Source organism: Bacillota bacterium (assembly GCA_018818595.1).
Classification (GTDB): domain Bacteria; phylum Bacillota_I; class Bacilli_A; order Izemoplasmatales; family Hujiaoplasmataceae; genus JAHIRM01.
Window position 1 is genome coordinate 201,947 of record JAHIRM010000013.1, and the last position, 25,304, is coordinate 227,250.

Below are 25,304 nucleotides of genomic sequence, written 5' to 3' on the forward strand. Positions count from 1 at the left end.
TTTCTTTTTAAGGGAGAATCAAATGTAGAAAACATGTAAAAAATATCTATAAAGTAAAAAAAATGATATCATATATTTAAAGGACGTGGTATCTTTGGCAAAATTGGTTTTTGTACTTGATGATGATGAAAACATTCGAAATATCATAGAAAAATTTTTAATGTATGAAGGATTTCAAGTTGAAAAATTTAAAACAGGAACAGATTTATTAAAAACATTTGAACTGAAGAGTCCAGATTGTTTTGTGATTGATATTATGCTTCCAGATATGAGCGGATTTAAAGTTTGTCAACAAATAAGACAAGAATCAAACATTCCGATTTTATTTGTCTCCGCAAAAGGAGAAGAAACAGATCGAATTTTAGGGCTTGAAATCGGTGGAGATGATTACATCACAAAACCATTTTCAGGAAGAGAATTAGCCGTTCGAGTCAAAGCACTTTTAAGAAGAAGCGCAACCTCTTCTCAAATTGAAGATTTAGGTGAATTTCGTTTAGGAAATTTACTGTTTCAAATGGACCAAAGAGTAATTAGTTGTAATGAAGAACAAATTATTTTTACCGCAAAAGAATACGATTTATTTTTACTACTTTCCAAAAACAGCCCAAAAGCTTTTTCAAGGGAAGACTTGTTTCGTTTGGTATGGAAATGGGAAGTAATTGATGGAACAAGAAGTGTAGATGATTTGGTAAAAAGAATTCGGAAAAAAATAGCTACAGTCTCATGTAATGTAGAAATTAAAACCGTTTTTGGTTATGGGTATAAAGTTTTAGAGAAAGTGGATATTATTGATTATGAAAATAAGGAATAAACTATTTATCTATTATGGTGTACTCCTTGTAGTATGCTATGGAATTGCAGCACTTCTAACAGGTATTGTCATCAGTGCAGGACTTGATCGTCTTCTTTTTAGTAATATTTATGATTTGAATCAAAATATTGTTGAAAAGCTTGATGTAGTGGATGATGAAGATTTTGCTTCTACACTGGACTCCGCAAGACAATTCACAGAAGTTGAATTAATGGTTTATCAAGATGGAAATATCTTTTATTCTTCTTTTGTAGAAGAAGAAATAAATTTTGAAAATTCTTTTTTAGTGAATAGCACTTATCAAGTGTATCGAGCTAGGACCGATGTTCAAACGTATTACTATACATCTAGTGTATTAAATGATGGAAATTATGAAGTGTTTGTTTTTAGAGGCGAAGGATTCTTGATGGAAGAAAATCAAGAATTATATTTGCTTAGTTTTATTGGAGTAGTTTTTTTAGTGGTTTCTATCACGCTAATCTCCATCTTCTCAGCGAGAAGTTTTGCCAATCCTTTACGAATATTGACAGAATATGCCAGTGATTTTTCAGTTGAAACAAAACCTCAACAAAAACCATTTTTTAAGATAGCCGAACTTGAAGAGCTGGCTTTATCTATTGAAAGAGCCCAGCTAAGAGTCTATGAATATAATCAGAGTGAACAAGAATTTTTACATAATTTTTCTCATGAAATGAAAACACCTCTTACGAATATTTATAGTTATGCGGAAGCAATTCTTTATGGTGTTTTAACCGAAGAAGAGAATGAAAATGCGTGTAATATAATTATGAGAGAAAGTGAAAAATTAAAAGATTTTATTAATCAAATATTATATTTAGGTCGTTTAGATACCGTAGGTGATAATTTAAACCGTTCCAAAATTAATTTAGTAGACGTAATTGGTGATTCACTAAATAGTGTTGATATTCAAGCAAAAGAAAAAGGAATTGAATTAAAATTTGATACATCAGAAGAAAACATCTATTTTATGGGAGACCCAGAAAAACTTGAAGTAGCTTTTGTTAATATTCTAACCAATGCCATTCGGTATGCGACTTCTCAAGTTTGCATAAAACTCACTAAAACAAAAACGGAACTCTTAATTGAATTTGATGATGATGGAGCAGGAATAGATGAAGACATAAAAGAAAAAATATGGGAACGTTACGTAATTGGGAAAGAAGGCCATACAGGCCTTGGACTTACGATTACAAAATCCATTATTGAAAAACATGGCGGGAAAATCCAAGCATTAAAAAATGAGTGGAATGGAGCTAAAATTCAAATTCGAATTTCAAACGTTGAACATTAACAATTTAATTGTGGTATCTTTGTGAAATTCAACAACTGAACCAATATTTTTAATATAATAAAGGTGTAAAATTTAATAGGTGATAAACATCATCATTTGGTCGAATAATTTTTTCATTAAATGTATTTCCTCTCCTAGAATGTTTAATTTTTAAACTGACCACTCAAGATGATGTTTTTTGTTTGAAAAAAATCAATCTTTTTGGTATAATGTACTTGTTGTAAAAGATCGAGGTGGAAACATGGATATACCTTTGAAAGTATTAGGAATTATTATAGGATTTGGATTTTCATTTGTTGGAGTTCGTTTTTTATTTTATAGTACAAAAGTCATTCAAGGAATTCAAAAATATAAATTTAAAACAACGTCAACTCCAAAAAAACAAGAACTGATTTTTTCAAAGATTATTGGAGTGTTGCTCCTCTTAATGGGTCTGTACTATATGGGGATTGCAATCGTATCACTTTTCTAAAATTTAAACACTTTAAAATCCTCGAAAACTCGGGGATTTTTTTGATTTTAACCGCTGAAAAAAAACTCAAATTTATTTCTCAAAAAATCACGGAAAAAAGTTTGAAAAAAAACAATAAAAAATATTAAAAAAGTTGTTTACATTCCTAGGTATTCGATATATAATATTGCTTGATTTTTTTAATCGGCAAAGGAGAAAATTATGGGAAAAAAATTGATTGAACTCAAGAACGTTACAAAGATTTATGATGATGTTCCTGTCGTCAATAATTTGAATTTATACATAAATGAAAATGAATTTATTACTTTGCTCGGACCTTCTGGATGTGGAAAGACGACAACTCTAAGAATGATTGGTGGTTTTGAAAAGCCCGATAGTGGAGATATCATTCTAAATGGAGTAGTTGTGACAGAGCTTCCACCTTATGAGCGTCCTATTAATACTGTTTTTCAAAGATATGCATTATTTCCTCATTTAAATGTTTTTGATAACATTGCATTTGGATTAAGAAGTCAAAAAGTAAAAAAAGAAGAAATTACAGTTCGAGTGGAACAAGCATTAAAAATGGTGAGTCTGCCAGGATTTGGTATGAGAAAAGTTCAAAATTTATCTGGAGGGCAACAACAACGTGTTGCTATAGCAAGGGCCATTGTGAATCAACCAAAAATTTTATTGTTAGATGAACCTTTAGCTGCTCTTGATTTAAAACTAAGACAAAATATGCAATATGAATTAAAAGAAATGCAACGAAAACTAGGAATTACATTTATATATGTGACACATGATCAAGAAGAAGCATTAACGATGTCTGACACCATCGTTGTTATGAAAGATGGATTGGTTCAACAAATTGGAACACCATTTGGTATATACAATGAACCTAAAAATAGATTTGTAGCTAATTTTATTGGAGAATCAAATATCTTCGAAGGCGTTTATTTAAAACAAAATTTAGTTCAATTCATGGATTTTGAATTTGCTTGTGTAGATACGCTATTTGCTGATGGCGAAAAAGTAGATGTTGTCATTCGACCAGAAGATTTTGATATTATTTCTCCAGAAGAAGCTTTATTAAAAGGAAAAGTTACTAGTTCTGTGTTCAAAGGCGTTCACTTTGAACTTTGTATTATGATTCAAGGAAAAGAATTTGTGGTTCACACCTACGAAAATCGTAAAGTAGATGAATTAATCGGTTTAAAAGTAGATCCTTATGAAATTCATCTAATGAAGGTAGTACCAAGTGAACATTAAACGATTAGGGAGATTTGCATCTCCTTACATGGTCTGGTTGATTATTCTAGTTGTTTTTCCACTTTTAATGATGATTTTATTATCGTTTATGAAAACAACCGCTATGAGTTTTACAAACGCAACGTTTTCATTTGAAAGCTGGAATAAACTTTTTACCGATTCTGCGATAAGAACTGCTCTTGCAAATTCATTTCGATATGCTTTTCTTGCGACAGTAATTGCCTTTTTCCTTGGGTATCCTATGGCTTATATTTTAGCGAAATCTCCCTTTTCAAATAAACTCGTAATTTTAGTTTTAACCATTATTCCTATGTGGTCTAATTCTCTTTTAAGAACAAGTGCTTTAGCAAATTTGTTAAGTGCAGATAGTATTGTAAATGATTTGTTAAATTTAATAGGGTTGTCCTTTGTTTGGAACATAAGAGGGACAGGCCTTGCAATTGTTGTAGGTCTTGTGATAACGTATTTGCCTTTTATGATTTTACCTATTTATACCGTTTTAGAAAAAATGGATCCGTTACTTCATGAGGCTTCAATGGATTTAGGTTCAAATAAAGCGAAAACGTTCTTAAAAGTTACTTTTCCTTTATCTTTAAAAGGGGTGGCAACGGGAATCATTTTAGTTTTCCTTCCTAGTTTCTCTGGATTTGCTATTCCTGAAATACTTGGAAATAGTCGAATCATCTTTATCGGAACATTAGTAGATTCTAGTTTCCTATTTAGCAATTATAATTATGGTAGTCTGTTATCTCTTGTAATCATCATTCTTATCCTTGGGTCGATGTTCCTCTTTAACAAAGTCGATAAGGAAGGAGAAACACTACTATGATAAAAATAAACGATTTATCGTATATTCGAAAAACAGTATTGTTCTTCCGAAAACCTAAGGTTGCAAAAGTAGTGTCTTTCGTTCTGAATGTATTTAAATATCTGTTTTTTATTTCAGTCATTTTGATGCTATATCTTCCCATCATTATTATCGCAATTCACTCTCTAAATGAGAATAGGTCAGTATATGATTTTACAAATGTGACGTTTCATTGGTATACCGATTTATTTAGTAACCTAATCAATAAAGGCGAATTGTACTGGGTAATTCGAAACACTTTATTAATCGCTTTTCTATCTACAGCCATTTCGACTGTTCTTGGAACTTTATTTGCGATTGGAATCCATTCGATGACGAAGAAGAAAAGGCAAAGAATGGTAATGCTAAATCAAATTCCAATCTTAAATGCAGATATTGTAACAGGTATTTCACTTATGTTAATTTTTAAATTATTTATGGTTGTTTTTCCAAATATTTTTGGGTTAACGACAATGCTTTTGGCCCATGTTTTCTTTTCCATTCCTTATGTGGTCTTAAGTGTATTACCTAAACTAAGCGAATTAGACGTCAATTTATTTGATGCAGCTCTTGATTTAGGATGCAAGCCAACAAGAGGAATGAGAAAAGTAATTATTCCCGCCATTTCATCAGGGATTTTTACAGGAATGCTTATTGCATTTACAATGAGTATCGATGACTTTGTAATAAGTTATTTCACAACTGGAAACGGATTTGACAATGTGTCAATTTTCATATATGCTGGGTACAGGTTAAACATGTCTCCTGAGATTTATGCTTATAACACGTTACTATCATTTACCGTTGTATTTTTATTGATAGGTGTTTATGTTTTTGGATCATTCAAAAAAAGAAGAGAATTAAAAATAAAATCTAATTTTAATAGGGGAGCTGTTTAGTACAAAATGAAAAAATTTATGGTAGTAGGATTCACCGCATTTTTGTCGTTATTATTAATTGCTTGTAGTTCAAAACCAAAGTTATACATATTGAATTGGGGAGAATACATCAATTATGATCTAGTCTCAGAATTTGAAGATACTTATGGCGTGACAGTTAAGTGGTCGTATGCGGATTCAAACGAATTAATGGAACAACGCGTTGTATCTCAAACAACGGCCTATGACATTGTCATTCCTTCCGATTATATGATTGAAAAATTATATACGAATGGATATTTACAAAAAATTGATTTAACAAAATTAACCAACTATTCTCAAGATGCATTTATGGATGGTGTGAATGTCATTATGGCAGAAATGTTTAAAGACAATGAAGATGTCACGTCTGCCTATGAAGTATCCATTCCTTATTTTTGGGGAGTCTTTGGAATTATGTATAATCGTAGTTTAGATGGACTTGAAACCTATATTGAAACAAAAAAATGGCAAGTCATGTTTGAAGAAGATCCTGCAGATACATTTTCAAGACCACTTCTTGTGGGAATGTATGATGTGCCAAGATTTGCTTATTCTTTATCCATGATTTATGCAAATGAAGTAGAGTTAATTGATGACCTAGATGCCTTAAATGTTGCATCTGCAGCAAATCTTACTTTATCAGAAACCATTCTATCTCAAAGACAATACGAAGAATGGTCCACTGATTTTCTAAAGAAAAACATTGAAGCGGGGCTTTTAGATTATGCTTTTGTATACGTTGGAGATTTCTTTGATACGTATTTAATTAAAAGTGCAGAAGCAACCACTGCTCAAGAAGCCAGAGATTTAACGTCTCATATTGGAATTTTTGTGCCTGAAAATACGATTGCTTTTTATGATGGAATGGTTATTCCTACTAACGCAAGAAACGTAGATTTAGCTTACCAATTCATTGATTTCTTTTTAGATCCAATCAATGCATATGAAAACTCTAGTATTGTGGGATATACAACTGCTTTGACTGCCACATACGAAATGATTCAAAATGCAACTTATGGTGATGAAATTCGTGCAGCGATGGTTTCGGATTATCCGTATAACCCTGCAATTTCTGAAAATTTTGCTGGAAAACCTTTAATCGCTTTTTCGAATGAATTTACCGACGAAATTGCTTCAATGGTGTATCGCGTCTTAGCCGCAGGCAATTAAAAACAGATTATCATTTAAAACTAGTTTCGGATTTTTTGAAACTAGTTTTTTTATATTAATCAGATGTTATTGAAAAGAAGTAGTAATCTTGATACAATAAACAAGAGCATAAGATGGAAGAATCAAGAAAGGAAGACGATTATGAAAAATTTTAATGCATTTGCATTTAAAGTGGCAACCAAAAAGAATGTTCTTATTTCTACGATAATTTTTCTTTTATTTTTATTGATTGTTTTACCGGTGGTCGCAAAATATACTGAAATTATAACTGGTTCACTTGAAACTCCAGACACCTTTTTCTTTTATCAACCTGAAGATTTATATCGGTTAGCTCAAATCTATGGAGATACTGGAAGAGCCGCTTATGTGTATCTACGTATCTCGTTTGATGTAATTTGGCCTGTCGTCTATGGAACTTTTTTAATATTATCGACTGCCTATTTCTTAAAAGAATCGAATTTTAAAGATTTATCGTGGATACTGTTTGTGCCGATTTTAGGAGTAATATTTGATTTACTTGAAAACATTGGCGCGTCCATCGTTATGGCAAGATATCCTTTAGAGTCACCTATTTTTGCCTATAGTACTCCGTATTTTACTTTCTTTAAGTGGATCATTTTGATTATTTCCTTTTTCATTTTGTTTGGGGTTATTGTGAATCATCTATATTTAAAGAAAAAGAATAAAAAGATATAAAATGGATTTATATAATCTTCATTCTAAACGTTTAGAATACAGACCTTTCCAAGAAACGGACTTTTTAGATTTAGTTGAGTTATTAACCAATGAGTCTGTTTGTGAATTTTTACCAAGGAAAAAAGCCTATTCTGAAGAAGTCATTCATAATTGGCTAACTCATATCATCAAATCATTTTCTATCGATTTTCCAAATGTCATTTATGCAGTTATTGAACCTATTTCGCAAGAAGTAATTGGATATGCAGGAAATGCTTATGTAAAAGAGTATGAAAAAAACGAAATAATGTATGCGTTTAAAGAATCAGCTTGGCATCAAGGATATGCTACTGAAGCCGCTTTAAAAATGAAAGAAGTGGCGATTTTTCTGCATCAAAAAGAAGTCATTGCCCTAGCAGATATTCACAATATTGCAAGTCAAAATGTCTTAAAAAAAGTAGGATTTATTTGTAAAGAAACGGTTTTGTTATGGGGGCTTGAAATGTATTATTATGAGCTTGTTTTTGAAAACAAGAGATAATTTATAAAAAAATCTTGTAAATCTTTTGTGGTTCTGTTAAAATTAAAGCGCAAGACATGGCTAATTATCGCTAAATTTGTCTGATGGGATGTGATTTCATGAACTTACTAAAAATAAATAACCTAAAAAAGACATTTGGTGGTAATATCCTTTTTGATAAAGTATCATTGGAAGTGAATCGTGATGACAAAGTTGCGCTCATTGGCCAAAATGGGGTTGGGAAATCAACTCTAATCAAAATGATATTAGGAGATATTTCCCCGGATTCTGGGGAAATTTTTATTTATAGTCAAGCAAAAATCGGCTATTTAAGTCAAGATGTATTAAGTAATATGGATTTCTCATTAATTGAAGAAGCAGAGGATGTTTTTAAAGACGTTATCCTTTTGGAATCAAAATTAAAAGAAAATGCTCTCCTTCTTGAAAAAAATCAAGACGAAGCCTTGATTAAAAGGTATGCAAGTCTTGAAGAAGAATATCGAATAAAAAGCGGATATGAATTTAGAACGTTTATCAACATGATTTTATCAAAATTTGGATTTTTAAAATCAGATTATCATAGAAAAATTTCAACATTTTCAGGTGGAGAAAAAACCAGAATCGCTTTCGCTAAATTATTATTAATCAAACCAGATATTTTGCTTCTTGATGAACCTACAAATCATATGGATATCGAAATCATTGAGTGGTTAGAAGAATATTTAAAACGATACGATGGAGCAGTATTTGTTGTGACTCATGATAAATATTTTATCAATAAAATCGTAAACAAAATCTTTGAATTAGATCAAAACACGTTAAGTGTCTACTATGGGAAATATGATGATTATGAAATCGAAAAAGTAAAACGATACGAACTTTTAATGAAACAATTTCTAAAACAAAACAAACAAATCGATCATTTACAAAGTTTTGTGGATCGCTTTCGCTATAAATCAAGCAAAGCAAAAAGTGCTCAAGATCGCATTAAAAAAATCAATAAAATTGATCGACTTGAAAAACCAGTTAATCGCCGACACGCGGTACAAGTTTCTTTTAAAAGTAAAAGAGCAACGGATGCCATTATTTTGGAAGCAAAAGATATTTCGATTGGTTACGATGATATTCTAAAATCAAATATTGATTTTTCCATGCGAGGATTTGAAAAAATCGGGATCATTGGTCCAAACGGTATCGGGAAATCCACATTAATCAAAACACTTATCGGAGAAATCATTCCTTTAACAGGAGAAATTTTATTTCATAAGGACATGAAAATCGGATATTTTGATCAAAATTTAGAAGGACTAAATGAATCATTAAATGTAATGGATACCATCCATAATTTATATCCGAGTAAAACAATAGGAGAAGTAAGAAGCCTTCTTGCAAAATTGCTTTTTGTTGGTGATGATGTCTTCAAACAAGTGAAAGTGTTAAGTGGGGGAGAAAAGGTTCGGCTACGACTTTTATTGTTAATGCTTGAAGAACCAGAATTATTAATTTTAGATGAACCAACCAATCACTTAGACATTGAGACCAAAAATATTGTAGAAGATATTTTCGAAGAATTTATAGGACCCATTATTTTTATTTCTCATGATCGCTATTTTATCAACAAAGTTGCAACAAAAATAATCGCTTTTTATCATGAAGAAGTAATTGTATTTGATGGAAATTATGATGAATACAAAACGTATTTAGAATCGTTAAAACCAAATCCAGAACCAAAATTTAAAAAAGAAAAAACAATCTCTTCAAAATTAATGATAAAAGAGTTAGAAAAGAACATTGATTCCTATCACAAAGAGATTGATGAGTTAAAACAATCTTTATTCTTAAAAGAAGTCTATATGAATAAAATGCTATACATTGAAAAAGAAGAAAGGATACTTGTATTAGAAAAAGAAATTCAAGAGATGTTTGAAAAAATTGTTACCTTAACCAGTGATTAACCAAAAAATAGATACTATTTCAAATAGAATATGCTACAATAGTAGATGAAATATAGATTGGGGGAGTATAACAATGAAGCCATTAATGGTAATTACAGACACCTTAGTAGAAATTCCACCAAAAATTCAAACCAGAGAAACGGTTCGAGCCATCATTGTACGTGATGGATTTATATTATTAATGTTCTCAAAAATAGACCAAATGTATGGAATTCCAGGAGGCGGAATAGCGCTAAATGAATCCAAATTAGATACTTTATATCGTGAATTATTAGAAGAAGTAGGGGCAGTCAAAATTAAGATTGTCGAATACCTTGGTGTAACAGAAGAAATTAGAGAATCAAGATCACTCAGAGGAAAACCAGTTAAAATTCTTTCAGATTATTATCATGTAGAAGTGACCGACTTTATGGAAAAATCACTTGAAGATCATGAAGAAGAAATGGGATTGGAACCAATGTGGGTTGATATTGATGCAGCCATTTCAAAAAATGAAATGACACTTCTTTCATTAAAACAACCAAAGATAACTTTTTATTATTCACAAACAGCGATGTTAAAGTATATAAAAAATAGATTTGGACTTTAGTCCGAATTTTATTTTTGTGAAAGGGTGATGAATCATGATTGAAATGATAAAATTAGAACTTAGAATGTTCCTAGAGAAAGAGTTAAGCCGAATTTATTTAATGCCAATTTCTATGGTTGTAGAAGAACCTAAAAAGGCAGGACAAGGCGATATCTCAGTCCCTGTTTTCAGTGTGGTAAATACGCTTAAAAAACCTCTTCTTTTGATTTCAAAGGAGATTAGAGATTTAATTAAGATAAGTCCGTTTAAAAATCTGTTTTCAGAAGTAAATATAATGGGCGGATTCGTAAATCTTGTTCTAAACAAACAAGTATACGCCCTAAATGTTATAGAACACTTTAAAAAGAACCAAGAAAATTATGGAAATAATGTATTTGGAAATGGTAAAACAATCGTGATGGACTATTCATCGCCTAATATTGCAAAACCATTTTCAATTGGACACTTACGTTCTACCATTATTGGTCATTCCATTGGAAATATTCTTGAAAAATGTGGCTATAAAGTATATCGAATCAACCACTTAGGTGATTTTGGAACACAGTTTGGAAAAATAATTTATGCGTATTTAAACTTTGGATCAGAGGCTGCTGTAAAAGCAAACCCCATTGAAGAGTTAGTAAAATTATACGTTGAATTCCATGAATTAGCTAAAAATGATCCTTCTCTTGAAGAAAAAGCAAGAGAAATCTTTAAAGAATTAGAACAAAACAATCCAAAATACGTGGCGCTTTGGACGTGGTTTAGAGAAGAATCCCTAAAAGATTATATGGAAGTATACAAATTACTTCAAGTTGATTTTGATTCATTCAATGGAGAAGCATTTTATAACGATAAAATGCAGAAAGTTATTGATGAGTTGAAAGAAAAAGAATTATTAAAATTAGATCAAGGAGCAATGATTGTGGATTTAGGAGAAGACTTTCCTCCTGCACTCATTCAAAAATCTGATGGGTCTACTTTGTATATTACAAGGGATTTAGCGGCTTTATTTTATCGCAAGAACACTTATCATTTTGATAAGGCTTTGTATATTGTAGGAAACGAACAAAAACTTCATTTTACTCAAATCCAAAAAGTAATTGAATTAATGGGATATGAGTTTAAAGATGACATTGTTCATGTTAATTTTGGATTGGTATTACAAGATGGCAAAAAGATGTCAACGAGAAAAGGTAAAATTGTTCGTTTAATGGACGTTTTACAAGAAGCCATCCATTTAAGCTTACTTTACATTAATGAGAAAAATCCAACTCTAGAAAACAAGGAATTAATAGCCGAAAAAATAGGTGTTAGTGCGATTATTTTCAACGATTTAAAAAATTACCGAGCAAACGATTTTGAATTTAACTTAGAAGAAATGGTGAACTTTGTTGGCCAAACTGGGCCATATTTACAATATACTTCTGTTAGAATTACGTCCATTTTGCAATCAGATGCTTTCGTATTTGATGGAGAAATCGATGCGAGTCTTTTTGAAAAAGATCACTATTTTGAAATCATGAAACAAGCAAGTCAATACCCAGATATTATTGCAAAAGCAGCAAGCGAATATGCTCCAAGCGTATTAGCCAAATATTTATTAAATTTAGCAAGTCTATTTAATAGTTTTTATGGAAGAGAAAAGATTATAGTAGAAGATTTGCTTGAAAAAAATACAAAAATGCATCTTTTATATATCGTTCGAAACATTTTAAATGATGGGATGGTTACTCTAGGGATGCAAGTAATTGAAAAAATGTAAATACTAATACTCCATATCTAATAGAAGCGAGGTGAACGATGTGGAAAAAATATTATCAGAAAACGCACCAAAAAAGAGCGTTAAACGCTCTTTATATTTAATGTTTAAGTGGATGGGAAAATCCTGGCCATTACTTATAATATCATTCATATTATTATATTTTATATCTTATATCCGAACAATTATTCCATTGTTTGGTCAACATATCATTGACTATATTTTAAAATTTAGTGATCAAGGATCAAGATTACCGCAATTTTTTATTAACTTTATTGAAGCAGATACCGTTGCAAAGCAATTACTATTAACTGTTTCTTTGGTGGTTGTACTTGACTTAATTAGAGCCATTTCTATCTTTTTTAGAAGAACGTTTACAGCATTGTTTTCAGAAAAAGTAGGGTACAGATTACGAAATAATTTATACAGACAATTACAAAATTTAGGATATAAGTTTCATTCTCATGCCGAAACAGGAGATTTAATTCAACGATGTACAACCGATGTTGAAACGTACAAACACTTCATAAGCGATCAAATCGTCGAAGTCGTTCGGTTAGTATTACTCGTAGGATTATCCATCTGGCAAATGTCAAAATTGAATGTCAATTTAATGTTTATTTCTTTGATTATTGCGCCAGTTATCTTACTAATAGCCACCATTTACTTTCGAAAAGTCGAAAAACTGTTTCAAGTGATTGAAGGCAATGAAGCAACTATGACAACCGACGTTCAAGAAAACGTGACTGGTGCTAGAGTCGTAAGAGCTTTTGCAAATGAAAAATATGAAGATGAAAAATTTGACCAGTTAAATAGAACCTTCACGACTTCCGATTATAATTTAATTAAAAAAATGGCAATGTTTTGGAGTGGAACCGATTTTATCTGTTTTGCCCAATTTTGTCTTATTGCTGTTGTGGGTGTTGTCTATGCATCAAAAGGAATTATTACTTTAGGAGTTTACACAGCATTTTTAGCTTATGCCGGAAATATTATTTGGCCAATGCGTCAACTTGGACGTTTGGTTGGAGATTTTTCGAAAGCAACCGTTGCTGTTTCTAGACTTGACAAAATCATCTCAACTCCAAATGAGTATAGAGATGAAGAACACACCACAAAACCTGAGATAACCGGTAATGTTTTATTTGAAAACGTATCGTTTAAATTTGATGATTCAACGTATCATCAATTAGAAGATATCTCCTTTAAAGTAAAAAGAGGAGAAACAATTGCGATTGTAGGAAAAACTGGTTCAGGAAAATCAACTCTTATGAATTTGATGGTTCGACTTTTAGACCATCAAGAAGGTACTATTTACATCGATGATACCGAAATTCGACAAATTGAAAAACATCATTTAAGAGAAAACATTGGTATCATTTTACAAGAACCATTTTTATATTCAAAAACCGTAGAAGAAAACATAGGGATTGCCGATCGTATGCAAACAGAATCTCGTGTTCAAGAAGTCGCAAAAATTGCGCATGTTCATGATGATATTGTTCATTTCGAGAAAGGATACCAAACCTTAGTTGGTGAAAGAGGAGTTACGTTATCTGGTGGTCAAAAGCAACGAGTTGCTATTGCCAGAATGCTTCTGAAACCAAAACCAATTTTAATTTTCGACGATAGCTTAAGTGCTGTCGATACCGAAACAGATGTTCAAATCAGAAATGCATTAAAGAAGGAGTGGAAAGATTCCACAGTTTTCATCATCACTCACAGAATTACAACGGCCAAAGAAGCAGACCGGATTTTAGTGATTGATAAAGGACGAATCAAAGAAAGCGGATCACACGAAGAATTAATCTTACAAAATGGATTATACAAAGCAATCTGGGATATTCAGTCCAAAATAGATTTTCAAGTAGAGGACGGTGAAGAACATGTTTGATCAATTACAAGATGAAGAGAGTTTTACGTCCCAGAAGTTAGATTGGAAAGTTTGGAAAAAGATTTTTAGTTTCATGAAACCATTAAAAAAATATGTTATTTTAAGTATTTTTGCCATGTCTGTACTTGCCGCAACCGATGTCATTTATCCTTACATTTCAAAATTTGCAATTGATGATATCATTAAACCAAATATTGATAGTGGAGTTGCTGATTTATCGAAGTTGCCACTGTTTATTGGATTATACGTGATTTTTATGATCATTCAAGCAACGATGGTATATCTGTTTATCTTGCTTGCAGGTAAAGTACAAACTGAACTTGCCTTTAACATTAGAAGAAAAGCATTTCATCACTTACAAGAATTACCTTTTTCTTATTATGACAGAACCAGAACTGGGTGGATTATGGCGAGAATGACTTCGGATTCGAGAAACCTAAGTGATATCTTATCATGGGGAATTATCGATCTTACTTGGGGTTTATTCTTAATGATTTTACTTATTTTAGTCATGCTTCTTGTCAACTGGCAGTTAGCATTAATTACCATGGCAATCGTACCATTCTTAATTGTCATATCGATGTATTTTAGAAAATACATCTTAAAGTCCTATCGTTCGATTCGAAAAGTAAACTCAAAAATTACTGGAGCATATAACGAGGGCATTACCGGAGCGATTACAACAAAAACACTTGTACTTGAAAATTCAAACTATGGCGATTTTGATGATTTAACTTCAGATATGAAGCGTCAATCAATTCGCGCAGCGATGGTACAAGGATTATATTTCCCAACCGTTATCTTTTTGATTTCGATTGCGACTGCTGTTATTTATTATGTTGGCGGAAACATGGTTTTTAATTTAGCCATCAGTGTGGGAACTCTTTATTTATTTACCAACTATGTTTGGCAATTCTTTGAACCGGTAAATAACATTGCATCTATTTATGCAAGGTTCCAGCAAGCACAAGCATCCGCAGAGCGAATTGTTTCATTAATTGAAACAGAACCAGATATTGTTGATACACAAGAAGTCATTGATAAATATGGAACCTTATTTGATTACAAACTAGAAAACTTTGAACCATTAAGAGGAGATGTTACATTTAAACATGTATCCTTTAAATATCATGTAGGGGAACAAGTGTTAACGGATTTTAATTTAGACGTGAAAGCGGGAGAATCTATAGCACTAGTAGGTCATACTGGAGCAGGAAAATCAACGATTGTCAATTTGATTTGCCGATTTTATGAGCCAACCGAAGGAAATATCCTAATTGATGGTGTTGATTACAAAGAAAGAAGCTTAGGGTGGCTACATTCGAATTTAGGCTACGTTTTACAGTCTCCTCATCTCTTTAGTGGTAATGTAATGGAAAACATCCGTTATGGCAATTTAAAGGCAACTGACGATGAAGTGATTCAAGCCGCAAAAGCCGTTGAAGCTCATGAGTTTATTATGAGATTTGAAAACGGATATGAAACGGAGTGTGGCGAGGGAGGATCTCGATTATCGGTTGGGCAAAAACAATTAATTTCTTTTGCTAGAGCCATTTTAGCTGATCCTAAGATTTTAGTGTTAGATGAAGCAACTTCTTCTGTAGATACCGAAACCGAACAAGTCATTCAATTTGCAATTAACAAGCTCTTAAAAGGCAGAACTTCTTTTATTGTTGCGCATCGTTTATCAACCATAGTCCATTCGAATCGAATTTTAGTTTTAGAGGATGGAAAAGTGATTGAAGAAGGAACCCATAAAGAATTAATTAACAAAAAAGGTCAATATTTCCAATTATATACCAATCAATATTCCGAAGATATGTTAGAACTCTCAAAAAAATAAGAAACAACCGGCTGAAAAGTCGGTTGTTTTTCTTTAAAAATTCAGAAAAAAGAACTATTATTTTAAAAATAAATAGTGTATAATAATGATTGCTATGCCGGTGTGGTGAAATCGGTAGACACGATAGACTCAAAATCTATTGCCCACAAAGCGTGCCGGTTCGAGTCCGGCCACCGGTACCAATCATAAAATGGAAAATTCAATATTTGTGGTAGTAAAGAACGTTCTTTCTTGAGGAAAAACGTTTTTTTATTTTTTATAGAAGGCACAGGGGTATTACAAAATAAATATGATATAATTTATTTATGTGTTAATGAGTCGATTTTCTGTTTAAACATTACTTACTTAATTTTATCAAAAAAACATATAGGGCTAAAGAAGAAACTAATTCACAAAACTTAAACGTTTCTTGATGAACGCCTAGTGGGGAATGTAGCCATTGAAACTGGTAAAAACAATGATTTAAACAGATGAAATTCTTACCATTTCAGTATTAATTAATGAAATGATTGGAGCAGATAAGGAGTACAAATATGGAAAGAACTAATATAGAAAAAATTTTGATGGATCGATTTGAAATCAAGGAAGAGGATATCATTGATTCCATTCGATTTTTTGGTAAAGATGGAAGATTATTCTGCTTCCCATCTAAACAAAAAAATAAAGTTATTATTTTTATCATCCTTTCTAATAAATTTGAGTTTGATATCGAATATTCTGAAAAGGAAATTAACATGGAATTAAAACGAATTGTTGATGATTTTCCTTTGTTTCGAAGAGCGCTCATTGATTTTGGTTTGTTTTCTAGGACAAGAGATTGTAAAGTATATACTAGAAACAGGTAATGATAAGTTAAATTAGAAGATTTTTTGGCCATTAGATAAGATAGATAAGAGTTTATTTCTGCATCTACTTTGAACAAAAGGAGTTATGCTATGAAAAGAAGATTAAGAGAGAATAGATTATCTTTCATTGTCCCTATCATCGTTTTTTTGTTGTGGGTTTTAATAGCATTAACCTTTACGATTATTAGAGAAAATTCAAACAAAGCCTATATTCAAAAAGAAGCGGATTTCATGATCCATTCAATTGAACAAAGCATGAATGATATTATTCAAAAAAGTATTGGACTGGAATATTTTATCCTAGCTTCACTTGACACAGAGTTTGAAACAGAATTAAATAATTATGTAGAAGGACTAGTGGCGTTAAATGAAGGAATTGAAAATGTTTCTTACGCTCCGCTTGGGATTATTTCTTATATTTATCAGGATTCTTTGGTTTCAGCAATCGGTAGAAATTTATATTTAGAATTATCAGAAGAAGTAAGAGAAGATGTTTTAAACGCAGAAGAAACGGGATTAATCACCATTTCTGGGTTGTTAAGTGATGAAAACCATAGTTGCAGCGGACTTGCCTTTCGAAATCCAATTTACTCAGAAAACACTTTTGTAGGTTTTATCAATGTGTGTATGTCTGAAGAGTATTTAATTGGTATATTCGACCAATCTCAAAGTGATGTTTTTAGTTATGCTATTTACAATCAATATAATATTTCGGTCATGAATGATTTAGCTTTTAATGAAGAAAATATGTATTATTATGATAAAGTATCTCCAGAAATTTATGATTGGCAACTAGGATTAATTGTGAATGAAACTTATATGCAAACATTTAATCGTACCAATATAATTTTTATTGTATTAACTTTTGTTTGTTTTACCGCAATTGGGCTTGGTCTTGCCTATTATTACTATAAAAGCAGTGAATATTTAAAACAAACGGAAGAATTAATCTTTTTTGATTATCTAACCAAATTGCCAAACAGGCACAAATTAGAAGAAGATATGATTCACTTAATTAAAAAAGAACGACCATTTTTCCTATTGTATGGAGATCTTGATAATTTTAAGATGTTAAATGATACTTACGGACATACAATAGGAGATCAAATTCTTCTCGAATTATCTCGTCGATTTACAAAGTTAGGAAATGATCTCATCCACTTTTACCGTTGGGGAGGCGATGAGTTTGTATGCATCATTCAATCTGCCCAAAAAGATCAAGTATTAAAGCTAGTTAGTAAAATCAATCAATTACTGGAACACCCAATTGGTATTAATGATTTTCAATATCAAATCTTTATGAGTTTAGGAATTTCAAGTTATCCTAACGATGCGTCTTCCATGATGCAACTGATAATGTTTGCAGATATTGCTATGTATAAAATGAAAGAACTAACCACCAATAATTATTTATTTTATAATCACGAGATAGGAAAAGATTTTTATGATGAGCAAGAATTAGAAGAAAAACTATCAAAATTGGATTATAATGAAATTGAAGTATTTTTACAGCCGATTGTCAGTTTAAAGACGAATGAAATTATTGGATTTGAATCATTACTAAGAATTCAAGAAAATGGTATTTATTTTAACACGCAAAAGGTAGTTAATATCGCTGAAAAAAATGGATCCATTACCATGATTGATTTAAAAGTGTTTGCTAAATCTTGTGAATATTTAAAACGGCTTCAAAAAATTAACAAAAATTATATCATTGAAGTCAATTTTTCTGTTTTAAGTTTAAACGAAGAATCAATTAAGAAGATTAAAGAAATTCTTCTTAAATATGATGTTGAAAGCAAGTATATTGTTATTGAAGCAACTGAAACGTCAAAAATATTTAGTTATAGAGATGTAGTTAAAATACTTTCTGAATTAAAAGAATTAGGATTTAACATTGCATTAGATGATTTTGGAAGTGGATATGCGTCATTAAATCATTTAGCTGAATTACCACTTACGCATTTAAAAGTCGATATCATATTAATCCAAAACTACATGAACCAAACAAATAAACAATTATTAACGGCAATTAAAGGATTAGGACAATCATTGAATTTTATCATTATAGCAGAAGGAATTGAAACAGAAGTACAGTTGAATTATTTTAAGTCCATTCAATACGATTATTACCAAGGATATTATTTTAGTAAAGCAAAACCAATTGATGAAATTATTGATTTAATCAAATCTGAAACATTAAAAATATCAGCAAATCAACAAGTGAAAGGATGATTCTATGAATGTTTTTTTAAAGAAAAATCAACCTCCTGGAGCCGCAATTTATACTGGGATTCATAATGTTCAAACTGAAATTTCTCATATCATTTATAATGACGGTATGCTAGAAACCATAACCGATTTAACCTTAATGAAAGATTGTGTTAATTGGTTTATCGTGAAAGGCTTGCAAGATACTGCTAAAATCAAGTCTTTTTGCGAACAATACAATGTAGATGCATTGGTAGTAGAAGATATTTTAAATGTGAATCAACGAAATAAACTTGAATTTTTTGATGAGTATATCTTCTGCGTATTAAGTTATGCCTATCTTCATGAAAACGAGATAAGACATGATTATTTGTCTTTGTTAGTCTTTGAAGATAAAGTGCTTACGTTTCATGAACACAATGTCAATCTTTTCGACGAAATGTATAAAAGGCTTGAAAATCATTTAGGGTCTATTCGTAAAATGAAACATGATTACTTGTTTTATGCTATTTTAGACACAGTAATTGATAACGATATTTTTGTACAAAAAGAATTATCAAATCGCACGTTTACCTTAGAAGAAGACATTATAAATTTGGAATCAACCAATCAATCTGACCTTTATAATTCAAGAAAAGAACTATTATTTTTAAAAAGTAATATCGATCCAATTTATGAAAGTTTTGTGAAAGCAGAATTTAAAAACACCAAATTGTTATCAGCTCAAATCTATAAATATTTTGATGATTTAACAGACCATTTAAGGCGAATCAACGACCAAATTACAACCGAACGAGAATTGCTTAGAAACTTACTTGATGTTCACATCAATAATGTTTCAAATAAAATGAACGCTATTATGAAGACATTAACCATCTTTAGTGCTATTTTTATTCCTTTATCTTTTTTAGCAGGCTTTTTTGGTATGAATTTTGTTGATTTTCCTGGGTTAAACAGCCCCAATGGAATTTATGTTTTTGCAGGAAGTTGTCTCGTGATAGCAGTAGGAATGATTCTCTTTTTCAAGAAAAGAAAATGGTTTTAATTTTTACTTGCATTTTAAAACTAAAAAAAGACAGAATAATGTCTTTTTTCTTTTATAAAGGATAGCCAGAATGGATGTATTATTCTTGCTATTTGAGAAAGAGTATACTATAATCTACAAGATTGGATGTGTTTCTTGTGACGATGGATAACAATGAATTACTTGGTAAATATAACGTAAAGAAATTATTAATAAAATTATCCATTCCAGCAACAATCGGAATGGTAGCTAATGCCCTATATAATTTCGTTGACACACTTTTCGTTGCGAAAGGTGCTGGGGAAATAGCCATTGGAGGATTAGCCTTAGCTTTTCCGATTCAAATGATTGTGATGGCAGTAGGATTAATGATTGGTATGGGAAGTGCTTCGGTATTTTCTCGTGCTTTTGGTAGAAATGATACAGAAAAAATGGAGCAATCCGTTAATACTGCTTTACGAATTGATTTCGTTGGAGCTTTAATTTTTTCGGTATTAGGATTTATCTTTTTAGACAAATTACTTGTCTTTTTTGGTGCAACTTCATCTAATATTGGCTATGCAAAAGATTATATGTCCATTATTTTATATGGATTAGTTCCTTTATCGCTTTCTATGGTACTTAACAACCTTACAAGAGCAGAAGGAAGAGCAAAAGTAGCGATGATTTCTATGATGATTGGAACGCTTTTAAATATCGTACTTGATCCGATTTTTATCTTTGATTTTGGGTTTGGCCTTGGAGTAAAAGGAGCAGCAATCGCTACAGTTATTTCTCAGTGTATTGCTTTTATTTACATCTTTATTCAAGCAATTTCTAAAAAATCTAATTTACATATTAACTTAAAGAAATGGTTTAAAATCGATTTTAAAACAGTAAATGAAGTTTTAATCATAGGAACTCCTACGTTCTTAAGAAATGCAACAGGTGCTTTTATTGCAATTATTATTTATAATCTAATTAATAAATATGCACAAGGAGATCCAGCAATTTATATTTCAATATATGGAGTTATTAACCGAGTTATCTATTTTATCTTTATGCCAGGCTTTGGATTGGTTCAAGGATTAGCGCCAATTGTTGGCTTTAATTTTGGAGCGAAGAATTATTTGAGATTAAAACAAGTGATTCTTTTTGCAACAAAAATGATTGCGGTTTACTTTTTTATTGGATTCGTATTTGTTCAACTTTTTGCACATACTATCTTTGTGATGTTTAGTGAATCACACAATCAATTCTTCATCACTTATGGAACAAGTTCCTTTAAAATAATTTCGATAGGTTTTATCTTGGTTGGCTTTCAAGTAGTAATTAGTGCCGTGTATCAATCGTTTGGTTATCCAATCCGTGCGACACTTGTTGCTTTATCAAGACAAATTCTTTTCTTTATTCCACTAGCATATTTATTTTCTTCTCTTTTTGGACTAGATGGAGTGTGGATTAGCTTTGCAGTTTCAGATCTACTTTCTGGACTTATTAGTATCATTTTAATGGTTTTTGAACTTAAAGCCATTCAAAAAAGAATTCTGTTTCAAACGACTGATTTTAATGCTTTGTAATATAAACTGATTATTTTAAACATCAAAATGACAATTTTTTTAGTAAAAACCGCTCTATTTATTGTATAATAATAGTGCAAAGCTTTGGAGGATTAAATGAATAAATCTAAATTACTCTATGGGATTCCTTATCTTATCTTACTTAGTGTCTTAACACTGTTTTTTTGGACGTTTCAATTAGAGCAAATTGGCTTTTTGATTTTTTTAGCTGCTATCTTCCTCATTTTTGTATTGTTTAAAAATGTTATGCCATCCATTCCTATTTTACTTAACTCTTTATTCATGATTAGTCAAACAGAATGGACATTAAATAACATTCCTTTGTATTTATATCTAACACCTATCGTTTTGATTTTGGGTATTGTGATTCACATCATTCGGTTTAAAGTTAACATATTTAAAGGCAAGATGACCTTAGGAATTGCTTTAATGTTTCTTGCGATGCTTTTATCTTCTATTAATGCCGAATTTATTAATATCAATTATATTTTTTATGGAGTAATTGGACTTGTATATGCTTTTATCTATTTCTTTTATGTTAATTCAATCAAAGGAAATCACATAGATTACTTACTTCAAATGATGATGATACTAGGAGTATTGATTTCTTTTGAAGTATTGATTTATTATATAAGAGTAGAAGATGTTCTGTATGCTTTAGAACACAAAACCATCGATCTTGGTTGGGGGATTTCTAATTTTATTGCGACCTATTTAATTATGTTTATTCCAACCACTTTTTATTTTGCTAAAACATCAAAAATTAATTTCTTCTGGATTTTCTTAGGAATTTTTGAAATACTCATGCTCTTTTTCACTCTTTCTAGAGGTGGCATTCTCGCATTCTTGCTTATTTTTATCTTAGTACTCATTTTCTTATTGAAATCGTCGAATTGGAAGTTAACTCTTTTAAATTTTGCTTTAACCATTGCGATATTAACGTTGCTATCTATCTATAATTATGATTTGTTTTCCGCAATCTATGATAGATTTATGAATTTATTATTAGATGATTCTGGAAGAATAGAAATCTATAAAGATGCTATTGCTACTTTTTTAGCACATCCATTATTTGGGGCAGGTATTTTTGCAAGGTTAGACGCTCTTGGAGATTATCGAATGTATCATAATACCATTCTACATACTATGGCCACATTTGGAGCGGTTGGATTGATTGGTTTATTGATTCAATTTTATCAAATGTTTCGAGTGTTTGTCTATCAATTAAAACCTCAAACACTTATTTTAAGTATTTCTGTTTTAGGGGCTATGGCGCATGGAATGATTGACAATGTCTACTTTATGCCACAATTTATGATTATGCTTTTTATAATCATTGCGGTCGTTGAAAATAGTAACAAGGCTTATTTAGAAACACATCAAATAGAACGGTTATCTGAAGGAGTTATTGCTTAACTACTACTTTTTATGATTCATTTTGTTTCAAGAAATGAGGAATTTTTTATGAATGCAAACAAAACAAAAAACAGATTATCGATTGCGTTTATTCTCAATTTATTATTTACCGTTTTTGAATTTGTTGGAGGTTTACTTACAAATAGTATCGCTTTATTATCAGATAGTATTCATGATTTAGGTGATTCTTTATCGATTGGACTATCAATGATTTTAGAATCAAAATCAAAGAAGAAACCAGATAAAATTTATACGTATGGATACAAAAGATATTCTTTACTTGGAGGACTTATCTCATCAGTTGTTCTGCTGATAGGATCTACCATCATTATCATTAAAGCTATACCTAGACTCATTCATCCGGAAATGATTGACGTAAATACGGTTTTATGGTTTGCGGTTATTGGTATTGTGGTAAATGGAATTGCGGCTCTTAATGCTTCCAAAGGCAAATCGATAAATGAAAAAGTCATTAGTTTGCATTTGTTTGAAGATGTTTTGGGATGGGTAGCACTTTTAATCGCAAGTATCATTATGAGCTTTAGTGATTTTTACATTTTAGATGCGATTTTATCGATTGTTTTTACTCTTTATATCTTGTTTCATGTTTTTAAGAATATGAGGCAAATTGTTTATGTGTTTTTAGAAAAAGCGCCTACAGAACCTTCGATTTCTTCCATTAAAAAAACCTTAATAGATGGAAAGATTATTTTAGATATTCATCATATCCATTATTGGAGTTTAGAAGGAGAAATTCCTTTACTGACACTCCACGCTGTAATTAAACAAGATACTTCAAAAGAAGAACTAATGAAAGCACAAGAGAAAATGCATCAACTACTTGAAGAATTAAAAATCTTGCATGCGACGATTGAAATTGAATTTGAGAATTCCAAATGTCATGGTAAGGATTGTGAAGATTTAGAAACAGCGCAAAGTTTCAACCATCATCATCACTAAAAAAAAGACTCTTCTACATTGAATGTAGAGGAGTCTTTTCTAAAAAAGGATAGATTTATAAGTTCGAATTATCTAATGTATCGTCATCTGTATCATCATCATCGTCATCATTGTTAGAGTTTCCATTGTTTTCTCCGTAATAATGTCCGTGATGTTGTTGGTACTCATGCATGTATTGATCGCCATCATCTTGAACTTGGTAAGAATAGATTACTTCGCCAGTTACTTCATCAATTGTTGCGATTAATTTGATTTGGCCAGATTCTTCCGTTCCATCTGCAGTTACTAATTCATAACGAATTTTAATATAAGTAACGCCATCTTCTGTTTCTTCTTTGTATTCAAATGAGGCAGAAGCTAAACCTTCAACGATTTCAAGTTTTACTTTTAATTCATTATCTTCGTTTGAAATTTTAACTTTGCTTTCAGAAGTAACAATACCATCTTGAACAACTTCAAAGAAAAATTTGCTTTCTTCGCCATCGTTTTCAGTTTTGTATTCTACTTTAACATAATTATCTTGATCGATATAAGAACGAAGTCTTAATACTTCTTCATCATCTTCAACGATTTGTTTTCCTTCAACATTGTAAACAAGATCGCCATCTACTAAGATTCCAGTAATAAGATATTTAACTGAATCATCTTCGTCATCTTCAAAACAGAAATTATGTTCATTGTCTTGATCTTGCATCATGTCTTGATCCATAGAAAGTGGATCGGTAATTGTAGTCTCTGTGTCTGTAGTTGTTACTTCAGGTTCTTCCGTTGTAACAGTAGTAGTTGTAGTATCGTCTATGACAACATCGGTTGCATAACTTTCTTCATTGTAGTAAAGAATATAAGTATGAGGATTTCCAAGTAAATCAACAGAAGTATAAGTCATCATATATTCCCATTCTGGTAAATCCGAGACAGCTTGAGTAACGGTTAACCCGTTGTCGCTTCCTAAGAATTGTTCCACCATTGCTAAGTAACGATTGATTTCATCGATTTCAGTACTTACAATTGGTTCCTCCACGATTGGAGTTTCAGTTGTGTCTTCAAGTACAACAAGGCCTACTGGTAAAGCTGTAGCTTGAACAGTACTTAATTCAATAAGGCTAGATGCGGAAACAGCTTGTAATGCAAATACTTGATTATCTGTTTCTAAAACTACTTCTTCAATAATTGGAGCACTTGTACAAGCAAATACACCAAGTCCCATCGCAAATACGAAAAGGGTTGCTAATAATTTTTTCATAAAATTTCCTCCTAAATATATTTATCTATTTCATATACGTAAAAAT

At 31.1% G+C, this 25,304-nt stretch carries 20 protein-coding genes, 1 tRNA gene and 1 pseudogene; 21 read left to right on the forward strand and 1 reads right to left on the reverse strand.

Annotation, left to right across the window (positions count from 1 at the left end; all coding sequences use genetic code 11):
• Nucleotides 1–100: 100 nt before the first annotated feature.
• From KJ971_03610 to KJ971_03710, 21 genes and pseudogenes are all read left to right on the forward strand, one after another.
• Nucleotides 101–811, forward strand: a pseudogene (locus tag KJ971_03610) (response regulator transcription factor).
• Complete coding sequence (locus KJ971_03615) at nt 795–2,123, forward strand: HAMP domain-containing histidine kinase (GenBank protein ID MBU1144931.1); 1,329 nt, start codon at nt 795–797, stop codon at nt 2,121–2,123. Before KJ971_03610 ends, KJ971_03615 begins: the two are co-directional and overlap by 17 nt.
• 178 nt (nt 2,124–2,301) lie before the next feature.
• Nucleotides 2,302–2,595 (forward strand): hypothetical protein, encoded by a 294-nt coding sequence (locus KJ971_03620; GenBank protein ID MBU1144932.1) that lies wholly within the window; start codon nt 2,302–2,304, stop codon nt 2,593–2,595.
• Nucleotides 2,596–2,796: 201 nt separating this feature from the next.
• Nucleotides 2,797–3,846 (forward strand): ABC transporter ATP-binding protein, encoded by a 1,050-nt coding sequence (locus tag KJ971_03625; GenBank protein MBU1144933.1) that lies wholly within the window; start codon nt 2,797–2,799, stop codon nt 3,844–3,846.
• A complete protein-coding gene (locus tag KJ971_03630) occupies nt 3,836–4,675 on the forward strand; it encodes an ABC transporter permease (protein MBU1144934.1) in 840 nt (279 codons plus the stop codon). The genes KJ971_03625 and KJ971_03630 overlap by 11 nt, the downstream gene beginning before the upstream one ends.
• Nucleotides 4,676–4,800: 125 nt before the next feature.
• Nucleotides 4,801–5,592: an ABC transporter permease gene (locus KJ971_03635; GenBank protein ID MBU1144935.1), complete on the forward strand. Its 792-nt coding sequence runs from the start codon at nt 4,801–4,803 to the stop codon at nt 5,590–5,592.
• A gap of 6 nt (nt 5,593–5,598) precedes the next feature.
• Nucleotides 5,599–6,783 carry an extracellular solute-binding protein gene (locus KJ971_03640; GenBank protein ID MBU1144936.1) on the forward strand — a complete coding sequence of 395 codons (1,185 nt, stop codon included), beginning with the start codon at nt 5,599–5,601 and terminating at the stop codon, nt 6,781–6,783.
• Between the two features lie 141 nt (nt 6,784–6,924).
• Nucleotides 6,925–7,479 (forward strand): hypothetical protein, encoded by a 555-nt coding sequence (locus KJ971_03645; GenBank protein MBU1144937.1) that lies wholly within the window; start codon nt 6,925–6,927, stop codon nt 7,477–7,479.
• 1 nt (nt 7,480) lies between these two features.
• On the forward strand, nt 7,481–7,999 hold the full coding sequence (locus tag KJ971_03650) for a GNAT family N-acetyltransferase (GenBank protein ID MBU1144938.1): 519 nt from the start codon (nt 7,481–7,483) through the stop codon (nt 7,997–7,999).
• A gap of 98 nt (nt 8,000–8,097) precedes the next feature.
• Entirely contained in the window at nt 8,098–9,933 is a 1,836-nt protein-coding gene (locus KJ971_03655) for an ATP-binding cassette domain-containing protein (GenBank protein ID MBU1144939.1), read from the forward strand.
• Between the two features lie 73 nt (nt 9,934–10,006).
• Nucleotides 10,007–10,522 (forward strand): NUDIX domain-containing protein, encoded by a 516-nt coding sequence (locus KJ971_03660; GenBank protein MBU1144940.1) that lies wholly within the window; start codon nt 10,007–10,009, stop codon nt 10,520–10,522.
• A 34-nt stretch (nt 10,523–10,556) separates the two neighbouring features.
• Nucleotides 10,557–12,266, forward strand: coding sequence for an arginine--tRNA ligase (argS, locus tag KJ971_03665; GenBank protein MBU1144941.1), 1,710 nt, complete (start codon nt 10,557–10,559; stop codon nt 12,264–12,266).
• Between the two features lie 40 nt (nt 12,267–12,306).
• Nucleotides 12,307–14,157: an ABC transporter ATP-binding protein/permease gene (locus KJ971_03670; GenBank protein MBU1144942.1), complete on the forward strand. Its 1,851-nt coding sequence runs from the start codon at nt 12,307–12,309 to the stop codon at nt 14,155–14,157.
• Complete coding sequence (locus KJ971_03675; GenBank protein ID MBU1144943.1) at nt 14,150–16,000, forward strand: ABC transporter ATP-binding protein/permease; 1,851 nt, start codon at nt 14,150–14,152, stop codon at nt 15,998–16,000. The genes KJ971_03670 and KJ971_03675 overlap by 8 nt, the downstream gene beginning before the upstream one ends.
• 96 nt (nt 16,001–16,096) lie before the next feature.
• A tRNA-Leu gene (locus tag KJ971_03680) sits at nt 16,097–16,182 on the forward strand.
• A gap of 351 nt (nt 16,183–16,533) precedes the next feature.
• A complete protein-coding gene (locus tag KJ971_03685; GenBank protein ID MBU1144944.1) occupies nt 16,534–16,845 on the forward strand; it encodes a DUF2087 domain-containing protein in 312 nt (103 codons plus the stop codon).
• 90 nt (nt 16,846–16,935) lie between these two features.
• Nucleotides 16,936–19,080 carry a bifunctional diguanylate cyclase/phosphodiesterase gene (locus KJ971_03690; protein ID MBU1144945.1) on the forward strand — a complete coding sequence of 715 codons (2,145 nt, stop codon included), beginning with the start codon at nt 16,936–16,938 and terminating at the stop codon, nt 19,078–19,080.
• A gap of 4 nt (nt 19,081–19,084) precedes the next feature.
• The gene (locus tag KJ971_03695; protein MBU1144946.1) at nt 19,085–20,101 is read left to right on the forward strand and encodes a magnesium and cobalt transport protein CorA; all 1,017 of its coding nucleotides are present in this window, start codon (nt 19,085–19,087) and stop codon (nt 20,099–20,101) included.
• A 143-nt stretch (nt 20,102–20,244) separates the two neighbouring features.
• Nucleotides 20,245–21,639, forward strand: a complete 1,395-nt coding sequence (locus KJ971_03700) for an MATE family efflux transporter (protein MBU1144947.1) — start codon at nt 20,245–20,247, stop codon at nt 21,637–21,639.
• A gap of 96 nt (nt 21,640–21,735) precedes the next feature.
• Nucleotides 21,736–23,055 (forward strand): O-antigen ligase family protein, encoded by a 1,320-nt coding sequence (locus KJ971_03705; protein ID MBU1144948.1) that lies wholly within the window; start codon nt 21,736–21,738, stop codon nt 23,053–23,055.
• A gap of 48 nt (nt 23,056–23,103) precedes the next feature.
• Nucleotides 23,104–24,015, forward strand: a complete 912-nt coding sequence (locus tag KJ971_03710) for a cation diffusion facilitator family transporter (GenBank protein ID MBU1144949.1) — start codon at nt 23,104–23,106, stop codon at nt 24,013–24,015.
• Between the two features lie 55 nt (nt 24,016–24,070).
• On the opposite strand, the gene KJ971_03715 is transcribed toward KJ971_03710, so the two are convergent.
• Nucleotides 24,071–25,258: a hypothetical protein gene (locus KJ971_03715; GenBank protein ID MBU1144950.1), complete on the reverse strand. Its 1,188-nt coding sequence runs from the start codon at nt 25,256–25,258 to the stop codon at nt 24,071–24,073.
• Nucleotides 25,259–25,304: the final 46 nt, after the last annotated feature.

Coding starts and splice junctions, on each gene's coding strand:
- KJ971_03645 (MBU1144937.1), top strand. CDS start 6,925: ATGAAAAATTTTAATGCATTTGCATTTAAAGTGGCAACCAAAAAGAAT.
- KJ971_03690 (MBU1144945.1), top strand. CDS start 16,936: ATGAAAAGAAGATTAAGAGAGAATAGATTATCTTTCATTGTCCCTATC.
- KJ971_03625 (MBU1144933.1), top strand. CDS start 2,797: ATGGGAAAAAAATTGATTGAACTCAAGAACGTTACAAAGATTTATGAT.
- KJ971_03675 (MBU1144943.1), top strand. CDS start 14,150: ATGTTTGATCAATTACAAGATGAAGAGAGTTTTACGTCCCAGAAGTTA.
- KJ971_03705 (MBU1144948.1), top strand. CDS start 21,736: ATGAATAAATCTAAATTACTCTATGGGATTCCTTATCTTATCTTACTT.
- KJ971_03635 (MBU1144935.1), top strand. CDS start 4,801: ATGCTATATCTTCCCATCATTATTATCGCAATTCACTCTCTAAATGAG.
- KJ971_03640 (MBU1144936.1), top strand. CDS start 5,599: ATGAAAAAATTTATGGTAGTAGGATTCACCGCATTTTTGTCGTTATTA.
- KJ971_03615 (MBU1144931.1), top strand. CDS start 795: ATGAAAATAAGGAATAAACTATTTATCTATTATGGTGTACTCCTTGTA.
- KJ971_03650 (MBU1144938.1), top strand. CDS start 7,481: ATGGATTTATATAATCTTCATTCTAAACGTTTAGAATACAGACCTTTC.
- KJ971_03655 (MBU1144939.1), top strand. CDS start 8,098: ATGAACTTACTAAAAATAAATAACCTAAAAAAGACATTTGGTGGTAAT.
- argS (MBU1144941.1), top strand. CDS start 10,557: ATGATTGAAATGATAAAATTAGAACTTAGAATGTTCCTAGAGAAAGAG.
- KJ971_03685 (MBU1144944.1), top strand. CDS start 16,534: ATGGAAAGAACTAATATAGAAAAAATTTTGATGGATCGATTTGAAATC.
- KJ971_03715 (MBU1144950.1), bottom strand. CDS start 25,258: ATGAAAAAATTATTAGCAACCCTTTTCGTATTTGCGATGGGACTTGGT.
- KJ971_03695 (MBU1144946.1), top strand. CDS start 19,085: ATGAATGTTTTTTTAAAGAAAAATCAACCTCCTGGAGCCGCAATTTAT.
- KJ971_03660 (MBU1144940.1), top strand. CDS start 10,007: ATGAAGCCATTAATGGTAATTACAGACACCTTAGTAGAAATTCCACCA.
- KJ971_03710 (MBU1144949.1), top strand. CDS start 23,104: ATGAATGCAAACAAAACAAAAAACAGATTATCGATTGCGTTTATTCTC.
- KJ971_03700 (MBU1144947.1), top strand. CDS start 20,245: ATGGATAACAATGAATTACTTGGTAAATATAACGTAAAGAAATTATTA.